The following is a 21,147-nucleotide window of genomic DNA, read 5'->3' as shown; positions in this document are numbered from 1 at the left end:
CTTTCTGCTTTTACTTTTTTTTGGATTTTTGTGCATAGGTACTTTGAAAAATATACATTTGTTTTGTAAACGCATGATAATACGAAGGTAAATTCAAGTCACACCCTTCAAAAGGGATGCTGCCTTGAGACAACGTTTCAGTAGTAAAAACAGACCACCGGTATCAAAAGCATACCGGTGGTCTTATGATTCACGCCAAACTGGGCCCTATTTTAACTCAACATAATTGCAGATGAATTTTCGCTCCCTGGTGGTTTGGTTCCAACTGCAGCGCTTCATTGAATCGTTTCTTCGCTTCTTCTTTATGACCAAGACCAAGCAACCCAAGCCCGAGCATGAACAAGCAGTGCGTTTGATTTCGCTTGTTCAAATCATCCTCAAATACCAGAAAATCGGGTAAGGATACGGCGAAGTAATCGATTTTAACATCATCAAACCAATGTTTTTCTGCGAAATCGATCAGCTTGTTAAAGCGTCGTTTTGCTTCTTTTGAATTGTTCAGTCGATCCCAAGCAAGGCCTTGATAAAAAATCATCTCTGGCGGCTGGTCATTATAATACATCGCACTAGCCGGTTCCTCCAGCCCCTCTGAAGCGAGCGTCCAGTGATAGACGGCCTCTTTTTGCTGTCCGAGTCCCTGGTAGGCAATACCCAACTCATAATGAATATTGTTCTCCTGCGCGCCTTCAAGTTTGCCTTCACCCAGATTCTCCGGATATTGGAGTGCTCGTTGAAGCAGCGAAACGGCATCTTGATAAGATTGGCGTTTATTCTCTTGCTTGGCGAGCTCAACTAGTGCAAGCGTATATTGTCCTGTCGCTTTTCCCTCTCCGCCTTCCCAAGGATGGAAACGACGACTTAATAATGACGACAATGCTTCATGATGTTGGCCTAATGTATTCAGCAGCGTAACATATTCGAGATAAAGGTCGTCGCGATGTTCTACAAGGTTCATATGCTTCTGAAGCTTCGTTAATCGTTCTTGTGCAGGAACGCCCGTTTTTTTATGCAGCTGATCGAGCTCGTAAAATACTCGGGCATCGTTAGGATTACATTCGAAAGCCCGGTTAAGCGACTGCAATGAAGCCTCGGCATCGTTGCGTTTATTGTAGTAAGCCAGCGCAAGATTGCGGTGGGCCGTGGCGAATTGCTGATCCAGGCGGACGGAGGTCTCCCAATGTTTTATGGCATCTTCCGCCCGTTTTTTATCATAGTAGAGGTTGCCCAAGTAATAATGCGCTTTGCTATCCGATGGATTTTTATCGAGCGTGTGAAGCAATACGCTTAAATCGAACAAGCTGTTCGGGAAACAGTAATCAGGTGCAGCTGCGCTCCCAAGCTGGCGTTCATGTTCCGCTGTTTCGCTTTGTCCCATTTTGTCATAAACAAATGCAAGTGTGTAATGAAGCATTGGATAAGCCTTTTCATTTTGGATGGAACAAATCTCTTCCAACACACGGGCTGCTTCCGCGAACAAACCACATCCCGTATAATCCGAAGCCAGATTCAAGTAATTATGAGCGTCATCCCTCATAAATCGGCGGAGCTCCGAACGCACCAGTTGAGCCTCTTCGTTTTTTCCCATGGCTTCGAGAATCATGAATTTCTCATATCTGGCTCCGAAATCGGCAATATCCATCGTCAGCGTTTCGTCCGCAAATGCAATGGCTTCCTCATGACGGTCCAACTTGCGAAGCAGCGCGGTTTTGAGCAGCCTTGATTTGTAGTTTCTTGTATTTCGAACCAATGCGCGTTCTACCAGCTCCAGCGCTTCCCAGAACGCTCCCTTTTCGCATGCGATCTGGCTTAATGCATAGTAGCCGCTATCCTGGTACGCTGCCGACCAAACTGCCTTATAAAACGCCTTAAATGCCTCTTCATTCCGTTCTTGAAGCCGGAGAGCCAGGCCAAGTTGGTAGTAAGCTTCGCTATCATACGGATTGGGATTCCGCCAGGTCAATGATTCGATTGCCGTACGGAAGTGTGTTTCCGCCTTTTTCAATTCCCCTCTTCGAAGCATCAGTGTGCCATAAGCGACATTGAGCCGAATGTCAGAAGCATCTCTTCTTAATCCCTCTTCGTAATAGGCTTCCGGTTCGAACGTGGCATGCCGGTACTGCTCCAAATGAAGGCCGGCAAGATACAACTGTTCTGTGCTCCTCAATTCTTCCGGGAGAGGAAGCGGCTTGGCAGCATCCGGGATTTGTTCGATGGAAGGTTTCGCCGGCTTGTAGCTGATGAGCAAACTCTGTTCGGCATTCCGTACGGTTAGGAGCAAATCATGCGGTTGATCCCCCTCGTCCAACGTAACGACGGTTTTGTAAGTGGATTCTGGAGAAAGTGTGACTCGATCATCTACATACGTACGCTTACGACCCTTTAGTTCGATGGTCGCTCCTTCAAAGACGGATGTAGCATAGGCCATTACCGTCGCAACGCGGAGCGTTTCATCTACCTCCAAATTCACTGCCGCATCAATGGAGGCGTTTTTGACGACGCCGATGTTTTTGTACGGCATGAAATACTGGGTGAACGACTTTTCTTCGTACGGCTGGAGCCATGTAAAGTCAGGCTGGTTGTCCGTGAATACGCCGGTCATCAACTCGATGTAAGGTCCGTCTTCATCCGTCAGGCTTCGGTCCCAGGCTTGACCGAATTCCCCGTTGCCCCAAGTCCACTGCTTTTTGCCCGGGGAGACATGATGATTGGCTACATGCAGCAGACCTGCTTGCACGCTATGGTCGTACCCTCCCACAAAGTTATAGTCGGATTTGTATGCCATATACGAAGTTGGGACCGGAATGTTTTTGTACCTGGAAATGTCGACACCCTCGGAATAATCCATTTTGTAATAGGTCCCTGTAGCAATCGGGAATCTGGACACATCGCGTTTTCCATGGTCGAATACTGCCGTTACATCAGGAGGAAATACCGTTTGCGTATGATCATTGACGGCGACGGCCGGATTGGCCCACCACAAAAACGTTTGCGGCTCCGACGTACGGTTGTACAACTGCGCTGTAATTTCGATATAGGCCTTGCCTGGATGCAAGGTGAAACCTGTCGTTACTTTTGTGCCGTACATTCGATCAATCTCACTGACCCAAACGGTCGCGCTGCCGTCTTCATTCTCCGTTATGGTGTGCTGCACAGGTCCAAATGTGTTCGGTCGATGATGCTGCGGCCAGTTAAACTCGATGCCCCCTGAAATCCAGGGACCCGCAAGCCCGACAAGTGCCGGTTTGATGACGCGATTATAGTATACGAAATCATAATTGTTCGTTTTATCTAATGCACGATAGATCCGGCCACCGATCTCAGGCATGATTTCGACTCGAACGTATTCGTTTTCAAGAATGGCCATGCCATATGACTTTGTTTCTTTCTCATCCAGTATTTTATCGATGACCGGAAGCGGGTAAACTCGTCCAGAGCTCCCCTGATACACACGCTTCTCCAGAAACATTGGATTTTTGTCCGGTTTACCCGTTCCGTACGTGGGGATTTCAACTTGTTCCTCCCAAACCCGAACCTTACTCGAAACAGCCGATGATGGCTCTTTTGTGCTCATTGCGTAATCCTCCTTTGTGTTTATAGGTTAAATTTAACGGCTCTACCCCCTTTATACAATTGACGAAAGTCGGTAGTTCATGGATTATATTCTTACAATAGGTTTATGAATTCCCCTTTCGGATAAGGGAGTGTATGATATTATTGAAGGATATTCTGATACAAAGGCGGAGATACGTATGCTTGGGGCAGATCTGAATTTGAAGTCCGACGGATTCGAAGAAGAAAAGATTTTTATACAACCTGAATTTATGCTCAAGGAACTACAGAATGACGCATTAACAAGTCATTTTCATGTAAGCGATATCGGATTTTTTCCAGAAGCAAAATATCATTACAGAGAGAGGCCAAAAGGTTGTCCGACTCATATTCTCATATACTGCGTCAAGGGCGAGGGCTGGGTGGAAACGAACAGAACCGTTCAAATTCAACCTCGGCAGCTTGTCGTTATTCCATCGGAAACCCCGCATCGCTATGGTGCCTCTAATGAAAACCCGTGGTCCATTTATTGGATGCACCTTACAGGGACAGACGCCGAATCTCTGATCCGAGCCTATTCCCTGAACGTCGGACCTCTCCCTTTTACATTGAACTTGCACTCCCGGTGGATTGAAGATGTTGAACAATGTTATGCCTTGTTGTCGGATAAACCGTACGCCATGAACAATCAGATCTATGTGTCACAGTGTATCCGGCACCTCATTAGTCACGTCGGCTTTAGTTTGATGCATTCGCTTCAAGACAATAAAAACGAACGATATCTGGAACAGGCCGTGCAATACATGACGGAGCGGCTGACGGAGTCCCTTTCGCTTCCCGATTTGGCAAGTCATTTAGGATTATCCAAACAACATCTGATCTACCTGTTCAACAAGGAAACCGGCGTGCCTCCCATCGAGTTCTATCTTAGACTTAAGATGCAGCGTGCTGGACAATTGTTATCCTTAACCGATAAAAGCGTCAAAGAAATTTCCGGAGCTGTCGGTATGAAGGACCCCTATTATTTCTCCAGATTATTCAAAAAAATAATGGGATGCTCCCCGACCGAATATCGGAGCATCCCAAAAGGTTGATATAACATATAAGAAATGAAGACAACCGTATCACGGAACCAAGTTATCGGTGAAATGACCGGCATAACTGGTTAATAAACCGCTCGTCACCGAAAATCCGGTAGGTCTTTCTACATGTAAACGAATTTCATCCCATCCGGTTTGAGGGATGTCCATAAAATGTAATACGCATCGCTCTCCAGGTTCCAACTCGGGAATTTCTTGTTCATAAAAATCACCGTGTGGATCAATAAGCCTTAAAGTATATCCAGATGTCCTATAGGATGGAATGTCATCCAAAGTTTCTATAGTTACTGCCACCTTACCCGCGCCATTTTCCAGATTTACGGCAACGCGAATCGGGGAAGCCAATTGACGCAGGGCTTCATATGAAGGCTTGGGCGTGCCATCCAAAGTCATGGAACCGTGTACACGTTGACGCAGCATGCCTTCCCCTGCTTCGCCCATCTGTGTCCGATAATCGTTCAGACTGAAATAGATAAGGGCAGCAATCCCAGGGTGTTTCCGGTATTCCGTCGTGTTGTCCGTCAGGATTTGCTTTCGTCGTTCGTCTCCACCCTCGTAAGCAGGTTCACATAGTCCATACTCGGCAACGATCACAGGTTTATCTTTATGAGGCTCTGTAATGGTTCGAATCACCGCGGGTCTGTCCAAATCGCCGTGCCACGTTCCAATGTAATCATTCCACATGATAACATCGCCTACACCCGTCGCATCCTGGGAGGGATTTTCATGCACCGTATTGGAAACGTAGTTAATAAATCGGGTGTCATCCAGTTCGCGAACAAGCGTTTTTAATTGTTCAAAATAACGGACCGTGACCGCAGATTGCCCGTTTACCTCGTTGCCTAGCCCCCAAGCATAGATACATGGATGGTTGTAGTGTCGATGAATCATTTCCCGGGCATGCTGCATGGAGGTCTGGAGCCATTCGTCGTCAGGATCATGCGGCGTTTGCCAGTGGGGAATCTCCTCCTGTACTAATAAACCGTTTCGATCACACCATTCCAGCAGCTTGCGATCTTGCTGCCAATGAAAACGGGTGATGACGCAATTGGCTTCTTTAATATGTCGGAGCATCTCTTCAAGTTGGCTCGACGTTTCAGCCATCCCTCGGTCCGGATGTGATCCAGGCATCCATTCGACCCCCATAAGACGCACCGGCTCTCGGTTAAGCAGCAGTGTACTTCCTTCTGAACGAATCTCTCTGAAACCAATCTCAATCGATACCTCATCCGAGAGTATATCCCCCGAGTATAAAGCAAGATCCACCTTGTACAAATGAGGATGGTCGAAATGCCACAATTTTGGGCTTTCCACCTTGATATCTTTAAAGCGTAGAAAGCCTTCGTTGCTAAGGATCTCCCATTGCTCTGAAATTTGTGCGCCATCTTCACTCGCTGCGGTCACGACAAGCCTTAGAGAGGTGCTGTTCGCCTCCCCACTCTCCCACAAATGAATCTCGCCTGATAATAAACCGTACGGAGAGCAACGCCTGTCTCCTTCTTCGTTAAAGACAGGAACGGCCTGGATTTTGGCATAATCGATCGCTGCGCGACCGCTAACGATAAGCGATACGCCGCGTATAATTCCGCCATCGTCCGCCCAATCAAAGCTATTCCCTACGGGTAGGGCTGTCTGACTGTTCTCATTATTTGCCGATACCACAATCCTGTTGTTTTCTCCAAAGATGATGGCGCTTGAGATGTCTAAAACAAACGCGGTGTAACCTGAATCGGCATGTTCTCCTACCTTCTGTCCATTGATCCATACAACGGCATCACGATACACCGCATCAAACTGCAGACGAAGCAATCTGCCTTCCCATTCAGGAGGTGCAAAAAAAGTGCGGCTGTACCAGCCTGTGCCACGAAACTCCTGCAAACCCTTTTGCACATTCCATGTGTGTGGGATTTGAATGTTCTCACCCATGGAAGGGCCATGTTCATGCCATTTCAGTTTCAACCCTTCGTTCTTTGGATCTGCCTGAAATGTCCAGGATTCTTCCAACGGAATATTTAATCTGCCGTGCATGCGATTTCCCCTCTTTCTCACATTTGTGCTTTATTATAGGGAAGCAGAACGCTCAAAGCCATTGAGCATCTTCTGATTGCATGGACAATATGCTGGACTTTTCTCAGGCGAGTATCACTCTCCCTGCATTCTGCGGTATTCGGTCGGAGAGAAGCCGTTGCGCTTCTTGAACGTTTTGCTGAACTGGTAGACGTCAGAGTACCCACATGCTCTCGCTATGTCCGTGACGGAATCACCTGTGTACCGGAGTCGGCGAACGGCATGCTCATTGCGAAGCTGATCCAGGTACTGCTTGGGACTGCACCCGTACCTGTCTGCGAAGGTTCTGCGTAAGTAAACAGGAGAGAAACCCGTCTGCTCCGCCAATTCGGTGATGCGAAACTCGGTGGCAAATTCCGTATCCAGTTTCTCTTTGAACCTGCGAAGAGCCGCTGTTATTCCTTCCTCACCGCTGTGTCTTCCCCCTGCTTCCGCCGCCTCGTGTACCTCTTGCACCAAGCGATACCAGACCGATTTCACTCTTGCTTCCCGCACAAGATCCCCAGGTACCCATTCCCTTTCCGCTTCCCGGAACAGTTCCCCGATCTTCCCCGTACGCTCACTCTGTAAAGGCAAAAGAAAGGGCAGTCGCAGCCGCTCGATCGGCTCCGGCCCAATCCATTCATTCTCATTTTTCCTTAACGAAGCGCAATCGAAGAGCAGCATCGTCATTCGGAGTGGATGCGCCTCGGAAGACTTCATATAAAGAGGCAGCCCGGGCCAAAGGTAGACCAATGTGCCCCCCTCCACTTCCACGTCCCTCTCCTCGCAACGAAAAATTCCCTTGCCGCTGTAAATATAATAAAAGGTGTGCCCGGATACGGTCTGCCGAATATCTTCCCAGCCTGGCAGCGCCGGCTTGGCGATGACCCAGTGCAGATGCACCACCATATTTCCCAAAGCATACTCCATAGATACTTCCCTTCTTTATTTGTATCATTTTTGACAAATGATTAAGATTGTTTTTACCATTGTCGCTTCATTGCTACGAATGCTAAACTCCGAACATACAGACCATCGATTACAGATGTTCTACTGGAAAAATGAATTGGAGATGATGAAATTGATCCGCACGTTTCAGCAGCATCGACGTAGAGAATGCCAACTGCTTGATGGATTATGGGATTTCGTTTTTGACAAGGATGACATTGGATTATCGGAAGAGTGGCACAGGAACTTCCCTTCCACCCACGATCGCATCCCCGTGCCAGCCTGTTGGAATAACGAGCTTGGCAAATTCGACTACGAAGGAGTAGCATGGTACCGCACGTGGGTAACCCTTGATGATATCAGCCATCTGCGTCTACTGTTCCACGCGGTGATGGGACATGCCGATGTGTACTGGGATGGACAGCATCTGGGATACCATTATGGTGGATTTACTCCTTTTGACTTTACGATTCCTAGCGTGACTGCCGGAGTCCACGAACTCGTCGTCCGCACAGACAGTACGCTGGGGACGAACACGTTGCCATACCATATCGTGGACTGGTTTCATTACGGCGGAATCATTCGACCCGTTGAGGTTCAGCGTTTACCTGATGTTTGGATCGAGGGGATGCGCATTACCTATGACATGAAAGAAGATTCCAGCACTGACGTCCAAATCCGGCTCACGCTCCGCTCCATGTCGGATACTCCAGTCGAAGTGCCCGTATCCTTCTATAGGAATGATGAGATATTTCGAAATGATAACGCTTACCTCCCAGCTAAGGGTAGCATGGAACTCGTTGTGGAACAAGCCTGGTCAGACCTCAAGCGATGGGAACCGGAAAATCCAGCCCTTTACATGATCAGAGTCGTAGCCGGCCATGACGACCTTACAGACCGCATCGGGTTTCGTACCGTGGAGGCCCGGAACAAGAAGATTTGGCTCAACGGCAGGGAGCTTTATTTGCAGGGAGTTAACCGCCACGAAGAGCACCCCGAATGGGGCTTCGCATTTCCCAACAAATTGATGACCAAAGAGCTCGATATCATCCTGCAGATGGGATGCAACACTGTACGCGGGTCACATTACCCCCAAAGTGAATATTGGCTCGATCTGCTGGATGAGCGAGGCGTGCTCTTCTGGAGCGAGATTCCGATTTGGGGCGCAGCGTTCCCGGCGGAACATACGGACGACCCGCTCTTCGTAAAACGTGCGATGACCATGATGGGTGAGATGATCGAGCGAGATCTTCACCATCCCTCGATCCTGTTCTGGTCTGTCCATAATGAAATTGATACACGTTCCAAAGAGGCTTATGAATTGTCCATCAAGATGACAGAGCTTGTTAGGAGCAAGGATCCGTCAAGGCTGGTGGCTTATGCCACGATGCACCCTATGACAGACATCTGCCTCGGACTATTCGACGTTATCGGAATCAACTATTATGGCGGATGGTATTTCGGACATGTCGAGTTCGAAGAGATGCTCGAAATCTTTCACGAGCGCTGCAAGGAATATGGAGCAGAGCAAACCCCTGTGCTGATGACCGAGTTTGGCGGAGCAGGCGTATACGGCGATTCCGGCTGGGAACCCCGCCTATTCAGCGAGGACTACCAGGCGGATCTACTCGGAAAGTCGCTGAAGCTCTTTCGGGCCGATCCGAAGATTAGCGGAACTTATGTGTGGCAATTTGCAGATACAAGGGCTCAGCTTCAGAGTCATTTTCTCCACTTCAGAGATCGGGCACGTTCCTTCAACAACAAAGGACTGGTCAACGAATATCGCAAACCAAAGCTGGCCTATCGCGTAGTCAAGGGCATTTATACCGACCATAACGATCCATACGACTGGGGCTCCACATTGAGATGATAAGCAAAGGGCTATCCCTGGAAGGGATGGCCCCTCCAGATCAAAAAACGTCATTCCAAATTGATGAATACCATGATGGAGAATGAGGAGGACGATTTGTTCATGTTCATGTACACGCGAAAGATGAGCAGGCATGCCGTTGTTTTAATGATCTTGGGACTGTTTACGACTACGCTGGCTGCGTGCAGCGGAGGAGGAGCTGAGCCAACAGACTCGTCAGGAGTAGCAGAATCAACCGCTAACCCAATTAACGTATTGGGTGGATTTGTTTCCGGATGCTGCTGCCATTATGAAAAGTTATGGAGAAGTAACTGCCTGGAAGGAAATTGAAGCCAAAACCGGTGTGAAAATCGAATTTCAGCACCCGGCACAAGGCCAACTCGGAGAACAATTCAACTTAATGGTAGCATCGAATAAGCTGCCTGATGTTGTAGATTATGGATGGAACGCATACCCAGGTGGAGCACAGAAAGCAATCCGAGATAAAAAACTCATCCCATTGAATGATTACTTGGATCATGCCCCCAACCTGAAAAAACTGCTGGAGGATCATCCGGAATGGAGAAAAATGGCTTCCACAGATCATGGGGATCTCATTGGCTTCCCGTTCATTCGTGAGGATGTCACCCAACAAGTGTTCCTGGGACCTGCAATACGCAAAGACTGGCTGGACCAATTAAATTTGTCGGTACCCACGACAATCGATGAATGGCACACCGTTTTGAAAGCGTTTAAAGAACGGGACCCGAACGGTAATGGTGAAGCGGATGAAATTCCGATTCTAATTTCGGCAGGAGAATTAACTTTTGCGGGTGCCTTCGGGACACCTAACGATTTCTACCGGGAGAAGGATACTGTCAAATACGGGCCGATTGAACCCGGCTTCAAGGAATACCTCGCCACAATGAACCAATGGTATAACGAAGGTCTGCTCGACAAGGACTTTGCGACGACGGATGCCAAAATGACCGATGCCAAAATAACAGGCAATCAGGTGGGGGCGGCGGTCCTGTTTCTCAATGGCGGCATTGGAAAATACATGGACTTGATGGCGCAAAGCCAACCGGATTTCAAATTGGTCGGAACCCCCTATCCGACATTAAATCCTGGCGAAAAGCCGGTCTTCGGACATATGGATAATCCCGTTACCGGCATCTTCGCAGCCATAACCGGAAGCAACCAAAACGTTGTTGGTACCGTGAAATTTCTGGATTATTTATACAGTGAAGAAGGAAAACTCATTATGAACTTCGGCAAAGAAGGCGAAACATACACGCTCGTTGACGGCCAACCCCGGTATACGGATGCGATTTTGAATAATCCTGACGGACTGCCGATTTCCCAAGCCTTCAGGAAGCATATTATGGGCGCTACCTCCGGTCCTTTTGTGCAGGATGTACGTCACACGCAGCAGTATACGACCAAGCCGGAACAAAAAGAGGCCATGACGTTGTGGTCAAACACTACACAGGAAAAAAGAATGCCTCCCGTTAGTATCTCTGTAGAAGATAGCAGCCGATACTCCTCGATCATGACCGACGTCAATACATTTAAAGACGAAATGATTCTGAAATTTATTATGGGTACGGAACCGCTTGATCATTTCGATAATTATGTAGAAATGCTGAAAGGGTTAGGCATCGAGGAAGCGATCCAAATCCAACAGGCAGCTTTGGAAAGATACAACAACCGATAAGCAAAGCTTACCATTCCGGAATATGACGAGGATGCATGTCATATTCCGGACATCCGGGAGGGAGAATTTGTGCCTGATTTAGACAGAAACGCTGTACAAGCAGCAGCCAGAATGCCCGCGGAAAGCAAAAAAAGGATCATCATGAGGGACTTGGTTCGTAATCGCTACATTTATTTGATGCTTGTTCCCGTTATTGTTTATTACGCCATCTTCCATTATGGTCCTATGTACGGCTTGCTCATTGCTTTTAAGGATTACGGGATCGCAGATGGCGTATGGGAAAGTCCTTGGGTCGGTTTTACCCATTTTCAGAACTTTTTTGAAAACCCTTACTTTTGGCGTCTTCTTCGCAATACCTTAATGATCAGTATTTATGAATTGTTGTTTGCATTTCCTGCCCCGATCATCCTTGCTCTATTGCTGAATGAGATACGTCTTGTCATTTTCAAACGAGTCGTACAGACGATTAGTTATCTTCCCCACTTTATTTCAATCGTGGTCGTAGCCGGCATGCTTGTTGACTTTGCTGCCCGTGATGGCCTGGTGAATAACATGCTCGGCTTTTTTGGATACGAGCCCATCGCATTCCTGCAGGAGCCGGGATGGTTTCGCTCGATCTATGTATCCTCCGGGATCTGGCAAGGAATCGGCTGGGGTTCCATTATCTATCTCGCCGCCATGTCCTCCATTGATCCTACGCTGTACGATGCGGCTCGTATTGATGGTGCAGGACGTTGGAAGCAAACCTTGCATATCACGATTCCAGGCATTATGCCTACCATAGTCATCTTGTTTATCCTTAATATAGGATCCATGCTTTCCGTGGGAAGCGAAAAAATCATTCTGTTATACAACCCGCTTACTTACGAAACGGCTGATGTCATTTCAACCTATGTTTACAGAAAAGGTATTCTTGGAGCCGATTTCGGATATTCCGCTGCAGTAGGTTTATTCAATTCGGTCATCAGCTTCATTTTGCTCATACTCGCGAATACGATCAGCAAGCGAGTAAGCGAACATAGACTGTGGTAAAGGGGATCGTGAAAAATGACATATAAACGTTCTCTGGGTGAAACGGTATTTTCATGGTTTAATATTTGCTTTATGCTTTTACTCTGCTTCGTTACGCTCTATCCGTTTATTTATATCCTGTTTGCATCTCTAAGCAATCCTGCAGAAATGGCCCAGTTTCGCGGCATGCTGTTCTACCCGCAAGGATTTAGTTTCGCTGCCTACAAAGCGGTACTGGAAAATCCCATGGTTACAACCGGGTACCGGAATACGCTCTTCTATGTCACAGCAGGTACAGCCATCAATTTGGTGATGACAACGCTCGGTGCCTATGCCCTCTCCCGTCGCAACGTTTATTTCAAAAACCACATCATGCTCATCATCGTGATTACTATGGTGTTCAGTGGGGGACTTATTCCTTCTTACCTGCTGATCAATCATCTCGGGATGTTGAATACACCTTGGGCACTTCTCTTGCCAGGGGCCATCAATTCGTTCAATTTGATTATTATGCGAACCGCATTTCAAGGCATCCCGGCAAGTTTGGAGGAATCCGCGCGCATCGACGGAGCGAATGACTGGGTTATTATGACAAGAATTATTATTCCCCTGTCCATGCCCGTCATTGCCGTCATGATTTTATGGTACGCCGTAGGCCATTGGAATTCGTATTTCAATGCATTGATTTATTTACGGGACCGGGAATGGTTCCCTCTTCAGCTGGTGCTCAGGGAGATTCTGATTTCCAACAGTACAGACAGCATGATGACAGGAGCAGCAGCCGGCGATCGTCTGGATATCGGGATAACGATAAAATACGCGACGATCATTGTGTCTACACTGCCGATCCTGATCCTGTATCCGTTTCTGCAAAAATATTTTGTGCACGGCGTTATGATCGGTGCGCTCAAAGAATAATGGACAGATGGTTTCAAGGTTGCACACATTTGCTGCAAAACCTTGAGACCATTTTTTCCATAAGTGTGATATATCTAAATTCAAAACAATCTGGGGATAACAGTGATCGGAAGATGGTTCTGACCACGTAGTGACTCCGTGTAAAAATCATCGGGTCAACTTATATAGGGACCCTGGGCAGCTATTTCATAAATAAAGCACTGAAAATCACGACATCCTGCAAGAAATGGATCGTTAGCGCCCAGAAAAATCCTTTTGTTTCTAACATCGATTTGGCCAAAAACCATCCGATAAAAGCAGCCATCAATACGCCTGGTATCCCGCCTGGATTTCCAAAATAATGAACGACACCAAAGATCGATGCGGCTAATCCTTGCGCTACATACGGAGAAAATCCATAGCTGCTAACAACGGCAACAAACGAAAACCGAAAGATGATTTCTTCTGAAAAAGCATTCATAAGCGCAAATAGAAGGATGAGTATAACCCCGGGATATAGCTCCAGACTTACGCTCCCTCCATGAACCACTTGGAAGTAGATGACGACAGACGTTACCAACGTAATCACGATTGCGAAGTTTACACCTAACTTTTTCCACGTCTCCGTCTCTTTTGGCTTAACGCCAATCCACGGTTCTGGCCGGATTATTCCATCCCGCCTTTTAAGGTTTAAATACGCAAGTCCCTCTTTCCCCGCGATTCCATAGACGATGCCGATCACAATAACAGCCAATAACAACACCGTGACTTGATAACTCATCTCTAGATTGTATCCAGCACTTTCGAATATTTTTAATAGGAGGGGCGGACTGCTTTTGAACCATACCAGGAGAGGGGCACAAGCAGCAACCACGATCGAAATGAACAGGATGGGAACCATATTGAACCGTTTTTTATTCATTCTCTTGCCCCCTGTCTGGACGGTTTAACGATTCCAACGCATGTTGGCACCATTCGATGGTCATTCGCAGATATCGCTCACCGTAGTCGAGGGTCAACAACCAGAGCTGGGCCTGTTTGCTTTCCCTGTCAGGAACACTCGCTTTAATTCCTGCAAGCATCGCAGTTAACCGCTCGCTCTCTTCTAATTCTTCCTGGAGAAAAGCGATTAATTTGGGGATATGCCGTTCATCGGAGACAAAGAGCTTCATAAGCAATTCGTTCCTGATCACAGATTCCTCCGGCGGGAGGGCTAACCATGAATCAAGCTGTTCACATCCTTGTCGCGTAACACCATAGACGATTTTACGCCTCCCCGTCTCAGCTTCTTCCACAACGGACACATAACCCTCTTGCTCCAGTTGTTTGATGCTCTTATGAATATGTCCGTAGGATTCGTTCCAGAAAAGGCCGATGCTTTCCTTCGAAAACTTTACAAGTTCGTAGGCACTCATGGGTTTAATGCGAAGTAAGCCGAGAATGGCAAAATGGGTGGTATTGATTCTTTTCATACGTCCCTCCTCCTTCACAATATATCTTTGAGATATATCCAATTAGCATAATACTCCATAAGGCTAAGGATGGCAATCCATTTAGAGAAAAAATAAGCTCAAGCCGTTTTTAGCATTGGAAGCTCCACAACTTGAATTGCCGTTACTTCAACAAAAAAAGCAGCCCCGAACGGACTTCCCACACTGCTAATCAGTTAACAATGGAGTAGTTCATTCAAGGGCTACCTTTTTTATTTAATATTTACCAAGTAATCCAACCGCTTGTTCGTTTATAATTGTGAAGGAGTTCGTATTCTTCACTACGCATCAGTCGTTTCATTTTTGTTCTATAAAGGCGATAATCATCTTTTCGTGCTGCTTTACACTCTTTGTTGTAATGAACGCTCTTGATTCCTTTACGGAAATCTTTAAGCTTCTCTCTCCTTGGATCAATGGGCTTCCTGTTGATCCCCAGACTATGCTGCTTCTCATCTTCCCAGGATTGAATCTCTTCACGCGTAAACATCTTCATCCCCGTTGTGCCGGGTTAGATTTTGGCTTTTGAAGCCATGACCTTAGACACAACTAATAGAAGAAGATCTTCGGATTGAACATGAAATCACCTCGGTTTTTATTCAACCTAATTTTAACATATGGTAGCAGATTGGTGCATGGCCTGAAGGTGGCTGCATAACGTTTAGATATCCATTTAATCGGCAACCGGTTCAAGTTCTCAGAATGACTCAAGATTTATATTTATGGATTAATTGTTGGATCGCTTGTCGAACATCACCATGAAATAAACCTCCATGATAACAAATCAGCTGCTCGATATCGTAGTCAAGCAATCGCTGTACCGATCGTACGGCCTCATCCAGATCCATTGTATACTGGGGATTAGCAATGGCGAGCTCGCCTTCCTCGATGACGACGGCGTCTGCAGCGATCAGTGTTTTGCTGGCTGGCAAATATAATGAGATGTGCCCGGGCATATGACCTGGCGTGTGGATGATCTTAATCCCGCCGCACCAAGGCAGCCAATCCTCATCGGCTACCGTCCGGTCAACGGCAACCGGCTCGATCGACTTCAAGAGGCGAATAAATTGCTCCGCATATGGCTTTGCTTCATCGGTCAATGCGTCAAACGTTGATTCTGCCTGTTCAAGCCGCAATGATTTTTTCGTTCCTTCAATGTAAGGCGCTTCTAGCTCGTAAGCAACGATTTCGATGTGTGGATGCGCCCTCTTCAAAGCAGCGACTGACCCCATATGATCCATATCGTGATGCGTCACGATCAGTTTAGTCATTGAATCGAGAGTAACGTTATACCGGTTAGCCGCTTTTTCAATAAGAGGCATGAAATCGGGATAACCGCAGTCGATAAGAATCGTGTCAAACTCATCTTGAAGAAGGATTGGGGTAATGACCTGTTTTTGTCCGTTATATTCAAACTCAATATCAAGTAGATGATAAGTACTCATCAACATACCTCCTAACTAAAACAACAATAATTATTGCATATTATTAACACATGACCTTCTCCTGCGATACGAAGCGCCGAAAGCCCCCATAGCCCCTGCGTCATCACGCTCCAAATGAAATTTCCCCGTCATACGGTGCCCTTCTTCATTAATCTCCGCCACCGCCGCAGGATGAGCAGCTGGATGAGCTGCAAGAAGAATCTGAGGATGATCCGGAACCTCCGGATGAACCACTGCTGTCTGTGCAATGATCTGCATAACAGCTGGCACTGCTCGTGCAACTGCTGTTTGACGAAGACCCGGAGGCAGTCTTTTCCTGCGGGAGGATTTCCTGCTCCAGGCGACCCATGCGCACCCCGTATGTCGCTTCATGATGTATGGAATGGTACACCATGGCACTCGCCATGAGAAGAGCCACATCCCCCGTACCCGGAGATTCAAGGGAGAGTTCATTTGCGCTTAGACTTGCCGATCTTTGCAGTTTTTCAATCAAGTAGGTAATAACCTGCGCAGCTTCAGGACTCTCCTGCATGCGCCTGGCATGGAAGAGTTGATTCACCAGTTCGGACGGGTCTCCCTGCGCGATCAACTTTTGCACATCACCGGATAACGGATACCTGAAGAAATCGCCCCAGATCACGGAACTATAGGGAGTAAACGCGAATAATTGACAGTACACCCAGTCAAACCAGGCTCGTGCTCCTGGCGTTTCGCGGCGGGTAACAGCCGGCTCATGATGTACAGTGGAACCCATAAACTCTGCGCAAAAGTCAGCGTAGGATCTCGTAAACATCAGCATTTCATGCCAAAATTCGTCTACCTCCTCGCTGAACATGGGCACCTGCTTAAGTAAAGAAGCCATAATGAAGTATCTCTTCAGCTCCAGCAGCTTCCATCGATACTCGTGCGTTGTCATATGAGGATATTCCTGTCCCATACGGATCTTCAGTTTGTTGGAAAAATGTTTATTGAAACTCTTTTCCAATTGAAGAACGGTTTGCTTATAGGAGACCTCTTCGCGAAGTCCAAGATTCAAAGGTAACTTTTTGCGCCTGTACGTCACTTTTGCATGCCTTCTGCGGCTTCCCGCCGGACGGAAAATTCTGATCTTACGCCGAATCAAATATACCCCAATAACCAATAAAATGGCTGCGATGTAGTAGTAGATAGGCACAGCGCCTCTCCTCTCCGTTGATATCGTTTCTATGTATGGGTTAAACTACCTCTAGTATAAATGACGACCGGTAATGACTAAAAGAGCCCTTTGGCATAAATGCCAGGGATGTATGTTTCTATGCCTGCCCATTGCTTCAAAAATCCAACGTTCAGGGAATTTACCCCTAACCTACGAAATTGCTCGAACATCGAATACAAGCAGGAATTGGTCTGCTGGTTTTACTTGTCATCTGATACGACAATTATCAATACTAGTCAATAAACCTATTTTTGTGATTGCTACTCTCTCCATTGGACATAGCCACGCCACCGACCTGTGCCAGTGCTTCCAACAGATTTTTTATCTTCATCAATTTCCTCCAGGATTCCATCAACCCATAGAAATGGATTTCTATGCGGTATTACCTCTTGTATTCTTTCAACATCAAACATGATTGCCTTCTCTTGTAGTTTATTTAAAAACCGATTCAAGTAAATCCCGGGACATCTTGGATGCTTATCTAATCGGAAATAAGAACATGTTCTTGTCCCTCGACATTTAATGACCAATTAATGGTATGATTATAATACCCTGTTTTCGTTTTTTATTTTGCCGACCGGTCGACTAAATTTTCAGTGAGGTGCAGCTATGGAGCCTGTTATCCGAGAACTTAAATCCAGTTTTGAGAGTCTGGATCCCTCCGAAATTGAGCAATCCGAATACTTGTCGAATCTAACAACCGAAAGACTTCGGCTGATCCCCTATCCGAACTTCGCTATCGAATTTGACAGTCCTTTATACCTCTTCCGGTTTGAAGATCGAACGCTTGCGATATTCGGACATGATCTCGGTGGTTATTACGCGGTCGATCTCGAGAGTGGCACCGTAACATATATCCACCAGGAAGACGCCCTTTACCGGCTGCAATTTTGCAATTCAAGCTTTGATTCTTTTTTGCAATTTCACAACTTGTTTATGCAGCAGGTAAAGTGGCGAATTGAATCCGGCAACGATCCGCAAAAAGCGGTGGAAGCGCTGGAAACAGAGTTCAGACGCTATGATTCTCAAGCCACGGAAAACGACGAGTCCTTTTGGCCGATGCGTTTGTACGAGCTTTCCGACGACCTGTTTCCGCTGAATGATCTGCGTATAAACTTTTACCGATCGATCCTCGACAAAACGAAATGAGATCGTTACCGATACCGCGAAACGTTTTTCCGTGACGATCGCTAAAATGTCCGTATTGCGTTTTTGTTGTATTTATGCACCAATTCTTCCCTTAGTGGACTATCTTGTCTAGTATATAAAGCATCTTCGTTTCGCCATAGATCAAACCAAGGAATGGCCTCATTCTCTACAAATAACAATATTTGATTTGCACATCTATTTATAGAATCCTCATCTTTATGATACCTGAAGTTATAATGTATTGAATATTCATTTTTGTATCCATTTGCTTGGATTCCGTTTAAAGCTATAAAGTCCAGATCATCTAATAGAAATCGTATCCCCGTATGAACTCTATAGAAAGGACCAGATCTCAATTTATGCAGATGGATAAACTCAATTCTTTCTTCGTATATCCTTGTATAAAAGCTCGGCTTAGTTCTAAAAAAGCCATGGGGCAATAATAATTCTCTTATATAGGTTGAACCAATGATTTTTACACAGAGACACTACCGCGGTCAGAACCATCTTCCGATCGCTGTTATCCCCAGATTTCTTTGATCCCCTTTTTCAAGGGGAACATCCGGTGATCAGCCTATGCTTCCGATGCAGCTTTCTTACAGAAAGCTTTTAAGCGACCGCTTCGCTTCTCCAGATTCTTTCTGCCCTCTTCGTTATCGTGTAAATTTCCGGTTCAATCTATATAGTCTCTTTTTTACGAGTCCTCCATGCTTTTTCTCAGGGAATTTATCTTTCATTGCGATCATGTCCCCTTCTTCAGTGGCTCGTCTATGTCTAAATTCATGATTACTTTCAGAAGGAGTATCCTCCAGCATTTAAGTACTCTTGGTTCCACTCGTGTACAGGAACTGGAGTAATGCAATTCATATAATACTCCTTATACTTATCCAGCCCGAAATTAACAGAGTATGACCAGTAGAGCCTATGCATCAAATCTTTAGCTGTATGTAATGCGGTTAGTTCATAAGGCTCTAATCGTTCAAGTGGATTCGCGGGATAGATATCCGTTTCCACGATGGGATTTCCCATTCCCAAATCGCCGATTCCTGGATCAATATACACCAGATTGAATCGAGTAGAACATGAATCCGGACGATTTCCAAAATCTTGGCTAATATAATATTTGGGTACATCCACAACTGTTTTAGGAGCCATGGCTGCATCTTTCAATTTCTGCTTTGCGGTCAACTTTACAGCTGAATTCAACACTCGGATCACTCGAAATTCTTGAATATCCTGTAATTTAACCTCATCCCAAGCAGAGATTGAATTCTCCAAAAAGATATTAAACATGATAATATAAGGCTTTTTGAGTAATTGAACAACTGTTGAAACTGAGCCTGTCACAGGTACAAAATAAACATCATTTTCTTTCCAGCTGAATCGATTTAACATAATGTCTGGCGCCCCCTTTAGATCCATTTTTGTAGTTGTAGAAGAGCCCCTTTTTTACTATATAGGTTTGAACCAATGATTTTTACACAGAGACACTACGCGGTCAGAACCTTCTTCCGATCGCTGTTATCCCCAGATTTCTTTGATCCCCTTTTTCAAGGGGAAAATCCGGTGATAAATGCGACCGCTTCGCTTCTCCAGATTCTTTCTGCCCTCTTCGTTATCGTGTAAATCCCGGTTCAATCTATATAGTACATCGTCTTTGGAGAGTAGAAGACATGCCTGGTCTTATGGCTACTTATGAATTTACCGCTATTTATTTTATCCTATATGATTTTGTAAATGTATTCGCCACATGGACTTCATTCGCTTGTCTTCAGCAATATTCTCATAGAGGATATGCTCCTTCCCTGCTTGTTTAAACCAATCGCGTAATGCTGCAATCCTTCCTTTATTAAAATCAATAAACTGAAAATCTAGTTGTTGTAAGTGCTCCATTTCAAGTAATGCCTCTAAATCCTTGGCTTTAATACTTGTAGAAATCTGCCTTAATTCTAACATTTCAAGAAGGGGTGCTGACCACAAAAGATCTATATGTTTTAACGCTTTCATATTATCCAGTTCCAACTGTCTAAGGTTATGCATTTTAGAGAAGTCACATAAAGCCTCCACCTTAGATAAGGACAATCGTAAATAAGTAAGATTATGCATTGAAGCTATATCATCCAGATTCGTTAAGTTACGTATATTTGCTAAGCTAAGCATTTTAACTGTAGAATTCGCAAGTGCTGCTAGGGAACCTTTCAAAGTACAATCATGAATAAAGAGACACTCCAATTTGGTTAACTGACGAACAAAATCAACTTCATGAATAGTAGTACTCAAAATGAGCGTGTCAAGTTCAGTTGCATCGCCGATCGGTGTTAAGTCTACAAATTCCCCATATAATGAAAGATATTGAAGATTTCTAAAGTTAGAAGTAAAGTTTAAGTTTACCGGCTTTTTACTTGTAATTGATAAAAATTGCAATCGCTCTAGTTTACCAAGTATACTCAAATCAATATGATGTTGAAGGTTTAATTGTAAAGCTGTTATATGCTTTAAGTCAGCGATGATCTGTAATAATTCCTCTGTATAGCGCCCTTTCATATCAATTTGACGAATAGACAATACTAAATCCGGACGTTTAGCAAATACATGCTTATCTAATTCTTGTAAATCTTCGAGCTTATCTATATCAATGACAAACGAAATAAGCGCCCGATGTCCCAGTTGCTTAATCGCTTTATTCATTTTCCCTATTGTCCAAGGTGCACCATGCATAGAGCTTGTCCATACTTCTCCCATAACGACTCC

Annotated in this window: 17 protein-coding genes; 6 read left to right on the top strand and 11 right to left on the bottom strand. The window is 45.7% G+C overall.

All coding sequences use genetic code 11. The features are described from left to right. Positions 1 to 217: 217 nt before the first annotated feature. The gene (locus L6H98_RS02180) at positions 218 to 3,571 is read right to left on the bottom strand and encodes a DUF5107 domain-containing protein (protein WP_236412531.1); all 3,354 of its coding nucleotides are present in this window, start codon (positions 3,569 to 3,571) and stop codon (positions 218 to 220) included. A 178-nt stretch (positions 3,572 to 3,749) separates the two neighbouring features. Between L6H98_RS02180 and L6H98_RS02175 the strand changes: the two genes are divergently transcribed. Beyond that, complete coding sequence (locus tag L6H98_RS02175) at positions 3,750 to 4,643, top strand: AraC family transcriptional regulator (protein ID WP_356722648.1); 894 nt, start codon at positions 3,750 to 3,752, stop codon at positions 4,641 to 4,643. 30 nt (positions 4,644 to 4,673) lie between these two features. Here the strand turns inward: L6H98_RS02175 and L6H98_RS02170 are convergent, their stop codons facing one another. Beyond that, on the bottom strand, positions 4,674 to 6,677 hold the full coding sequence (locus tag L6H98_RS02170) for a glycoside hydrolase family 2 TIM barrel-domain containing protein (protein ID WP_236412529.1): 2,004 nt from the start codon (positions 6,675 to 6,677) through the stop codon (positions 4,674 to 4,676). Between the two features lie 114 nt (positions 6,678 to 6,791). Further along, positions 6,792 to 7,628, bottom strand: coding sequence for an AraC family transcriptional regulator (locus L6H98_RS02165; RefSeq protein ID WP_236412528.1), 837 nt, complete (start codon positions 7,626 to 7,628; stop codon positions 6,792 to 6,794). A 151-nt stretch (positions 7,629 to 7,779) separates the two neighbouring features. On the opposite strand from L6H98_RS02165, the gene L6H98_RS02160 reads away from it, so the two are divergent. The 4 genes from L6H98_RS02160 to L6H98_RS02145 all read left to right on the top strand — a co-directional run bounded on the left by L6H98_RS02160 (position 7,780) and on the right by L6H98_RS02145 (position 13,141). Beyond that, positions 7,780 to 9,516 (top strand): glycoside hydrolase family 2 TIM barrel-domain containing protein, encoded by a 1,737-nt coding sequence (locus L6H98_RS02160; protein ID WP_236412527.1) that lies wholly within the window; start codon positions 7,780 to 7,782, stop codon positions 9,514 to 9,516. A gap of 289 nt (positions 9,517 to 9,805) precedes the next feature. Next, a complete protein-coding gene (locus tag L6H98_RS02155; RefSeq protein ID WP_236412526.1) occupies positions 9,806 to 11,212 on the top strand; it encodes an extracellular solute-binding protein in 1,407 nt (468 codons plus the stop codon). Between the two features lie 111 nt (positions 11,213 to 11,323). Then, entirely contained in the window at positions 11,324 to 12,244 is a 921-nt protein-coding gene (locus L6H98_RS02150) for an ABC transporter permease subunit (protein WP_236412950.1), read from the top strand. A gap of 15 nt (positions 12,245 to 12,259) precedes the next feature. Beyond that, positions 12,260 to 13,141, top strand: coding sequence for a carbohydrate ABC transporter permease (locus tag L6H98_RS02145; protein WP_236412525.1), 882 nt, complete (start codon positions 12,260 to 12,262; stop codon positions 13,139 to 13,141). A 181-nt stretch (positions 13,142 to 13,322) separates the two neighbouring features. Here the strand turns inward: L6H98_RS02145 and L6H98_RS02140 are convergent, their stop codons facing one another. The 6 genes from L6H98_RS02140 to L6H98_RS02115 all read right to left on the bottom strand — a co-directional run bounded on the left by L6H98_RS02140 (position 13,323) and on the right by L6H98_RS02115 (position 17,660). Continuing rightward, positions 13,323 to 14,042: a CPBP family intramembrane glutamic endopeptidase gene (locus tag L6H98_RS02140; protein ID WP_236412524.1), complete on the bottom strand. Its 720-nt coding sequence runs from the start codon at positions 14,040 to 14,042 to the stop codon at positions 13,323 to 13,325. After that, entirely contained in the window at positions 14,035 to 14,592 is a 558-nt protein-coding gene (locus L6H98_RS02135) for a PadR family transcriptional regulator (RefSeq protein WP_236412523.1), read from the bottom strand. The genes L6H98_RS02140 and L6H98_RS02135 overlap by 8 nt, the downstream gene beginning before the upstream one ends. A gap of 241 nt (positions 14,593 to 14,833) precedes the next feature. Then, positions 14,834 to 15,097, bottom strand: coding sequence for a hypothetical protein (locus L6H98_RS02130; protein ID WP_236412522.1), 264 nt, complete (start codon positions 15,095 to 15,097; stop codon positions 14,834 to 14,836). A 217-nt stretch (positions 15,098 to 15,314) separates the two neighbouring features. Further along, on the bottom strand, positions 15,315 to 16,052 hold the full coding sequence (locus L6H98_RS02125; RefSeq protein ID WP_236412521.1) for an MBL fold metallo-hydrolase: 738 nt from the start codon (positions 16,050 to 16,052) through the stop codon (positions 15,315 to 15,317). 148 nt (positions 16,053 to 16,200) lie between these two features. Further along, a complete protein-coding gene (locus L6H98_RS02120; protein WP_236412520.1) occupies positions 16,201 to 17,226 on the bottom strand; it encodes a hypothetical protein in 1,026 nt (341 codons plus the stop codon). Between the two features lie 281 nt (positions 17,227 to 17,507). Next, positions 17,508 to 17,660 carry a hypothetical protein gene (locus L6H98_RS02115; protein WP_236412519.1) on the bottom strand — a complete coding sequence of 51 codons (153 nt, stop codon included), beginning with the start codon at positions 17,658 to 17,660 and terminating at the stop codon, positions 17,508 to 17,510. A 196-nt stretch (positions 17,661 to 17,856) separates the two neighbouring features. On the opposite strand from L6H98_RS02115, the gene L6H98_RS02110 reads away from it, so the two are divergent. Then, positions 17,857 to 18,396 carry an SUKH-4 family immunity protein gene (locus L6H98_RS02110; protein WP_236412518.1) on the top strand — a complete coding sequence of 180 codons (540 nt, stop codon included), beginning with the start codon at positions 17,857 to 17,859 and terminating at the stop codon, positions 18,394 to 18,396. A gap of 792 nt (positions 18,397 to 19,188) precedes the next feature. Here the strand turns inward: L6H98_RS02110 and L6H98_RS02105 are convergent. Then, complete coding sequence (locus tag L6H98_RS02105; RefSeq protein WP_236412517.1) at positions 19,189 to 19,791, bottom strand: hypothetical protein; 603 nt, start codon at positions 19,789 to 19,791, stop codon at positions 19,189 to 19,191. Between the two features lie 321 nt (positions 19,792 to 20,112). After that, the gene (locus tag L6H98_RS02100; RefSeq protein ID WP_236412516.1) at positions 20,113 to 21,138 is read right to left on the bottom strand and encodes a hypothetical protein; all 1,026 of its coding nucleotides are present in this window, start codon (positions 21,136 to 21,138) and stop codon (positions 20,113 to 20,115) included. Positions 21,139 to 21,147 lie beyond the last annotated feature (9 nt).

This window comes from Paenibacillus sp. JJ-223 (assembly GCF_927798175.1).
In the GTDB taxonomy this organism is placed as follows: Bacteria; Bacillota; Bacilli; order Paenibacillales; family Paenibacillaceae; genus Paenibacillus; species Paenibacillus hubeiensis.
The sequence above is the reverse complement of the archived record's forward strand: the minus strand, read 5'-3'. Positions and strand labels throughout refer to the sequence as shown.

Coding starts and splice junctions, on each gene's coding strand:
- L6H98_RS02180 (WP_236412531.1), bottom strand. CDS start 3,571: ATGAGCACAAAAGAGCCATCATCGGCTGTTTCGAGTAAGGTTCGGGTT.
- L6H98_RS02175 (WP_356722648.1), top strand. CDS start 3,750: ATGCTTGGGGCAGATCTGAATTTGAAGTCCGACGGATTCGAAGAAGAA.
- L6H98_RS02170 (WP_236412529.1), bottom strand. CDS start 6,677: ATGCACGGCAGATTAAATATTCCGTTGGAAGAATCCTGGACATTTCAG.
- L6H98_RS02165 (WP_236412528.1), bottom strand. CDS start 7,628: ATGGAGTATGCTTTGGGAAATATGGTGGTGCATCTGCACTGGGTCATC.
- L6H98_RS02155 (WP_236412526.1), top strand. CDS start 9,806: ATGAAAAGTTATGGAGAAGTAACTGCCTGGAAGGAAATTGAAGCCAAA.
- L6H98_RS02150 (WP_236412950.1), top strand. CDS start 11,324: ATGCCCGCGGAAAGCAAAAAAAGGATCATCATGAGGGACTTGGTTCGT.
- L6H98_RS02145 (WP_236412525.1), top strand. CDS start 12,260: ATGACATATAAACGTTCTCTGGGTGAAACGGTATTTTCATGGTTTAAT.
- L6H98_RS02140 (WP_236412524.1), bottom strand. CDS start 14,042: ATGAATAAAAAACGGTTCAATATGGTTCCCATCCTGTTCATTTCGATC.
- L6H98_RS02135 (WP_236412523.1), bottom strand. CDS start 14,592: ATGAAAAGAATCAATACCACCCATTTTGCCATTCTCGGCTTACTTCGC.
- L6H98_RS02130 (WP_236412522.1), bottom strand. CDS start 15,097: ATGTTTACGCGTGAAGAGATTCAATCCTGGGAAGATGAGAAGCAGCAT.
- L6H98_RS02125 (WP_236412521.1), bottom strand. CDS start 16,052: ATGAGTACTTATCATCTACTTGATATTGAGTTTGAATATAACGGACAA.
- L6H98_RS02115 (WP_236412519.1), bottom strand. CDS start 17,660: ATGTTTGATGTTGAAAGAATACAAGAGGTAATACCGCATAGAAATCCA.
- L6H98_RS02110 (WP_236412518.1), top strand. CDS start 17,857: ATGGAGCCTGTTATCCGAGAACTTAAATCCAGTTTTGAGAGTCTGGAT.
- L6H98_RS02105 (WP_236412517.1), bottom strand. CDS start 19,791: ATGTTAAATCGATTCAGCTGGAAAGAAAATGATGTTTATTTTGTACCT.
- L6H98_RS02100 (WP_236412516.1), bottom strand. CDS start 21,138: ATGGGAGAAGTATGGACAAGCTCTATGCATGGTGCACCTTGGACAATA.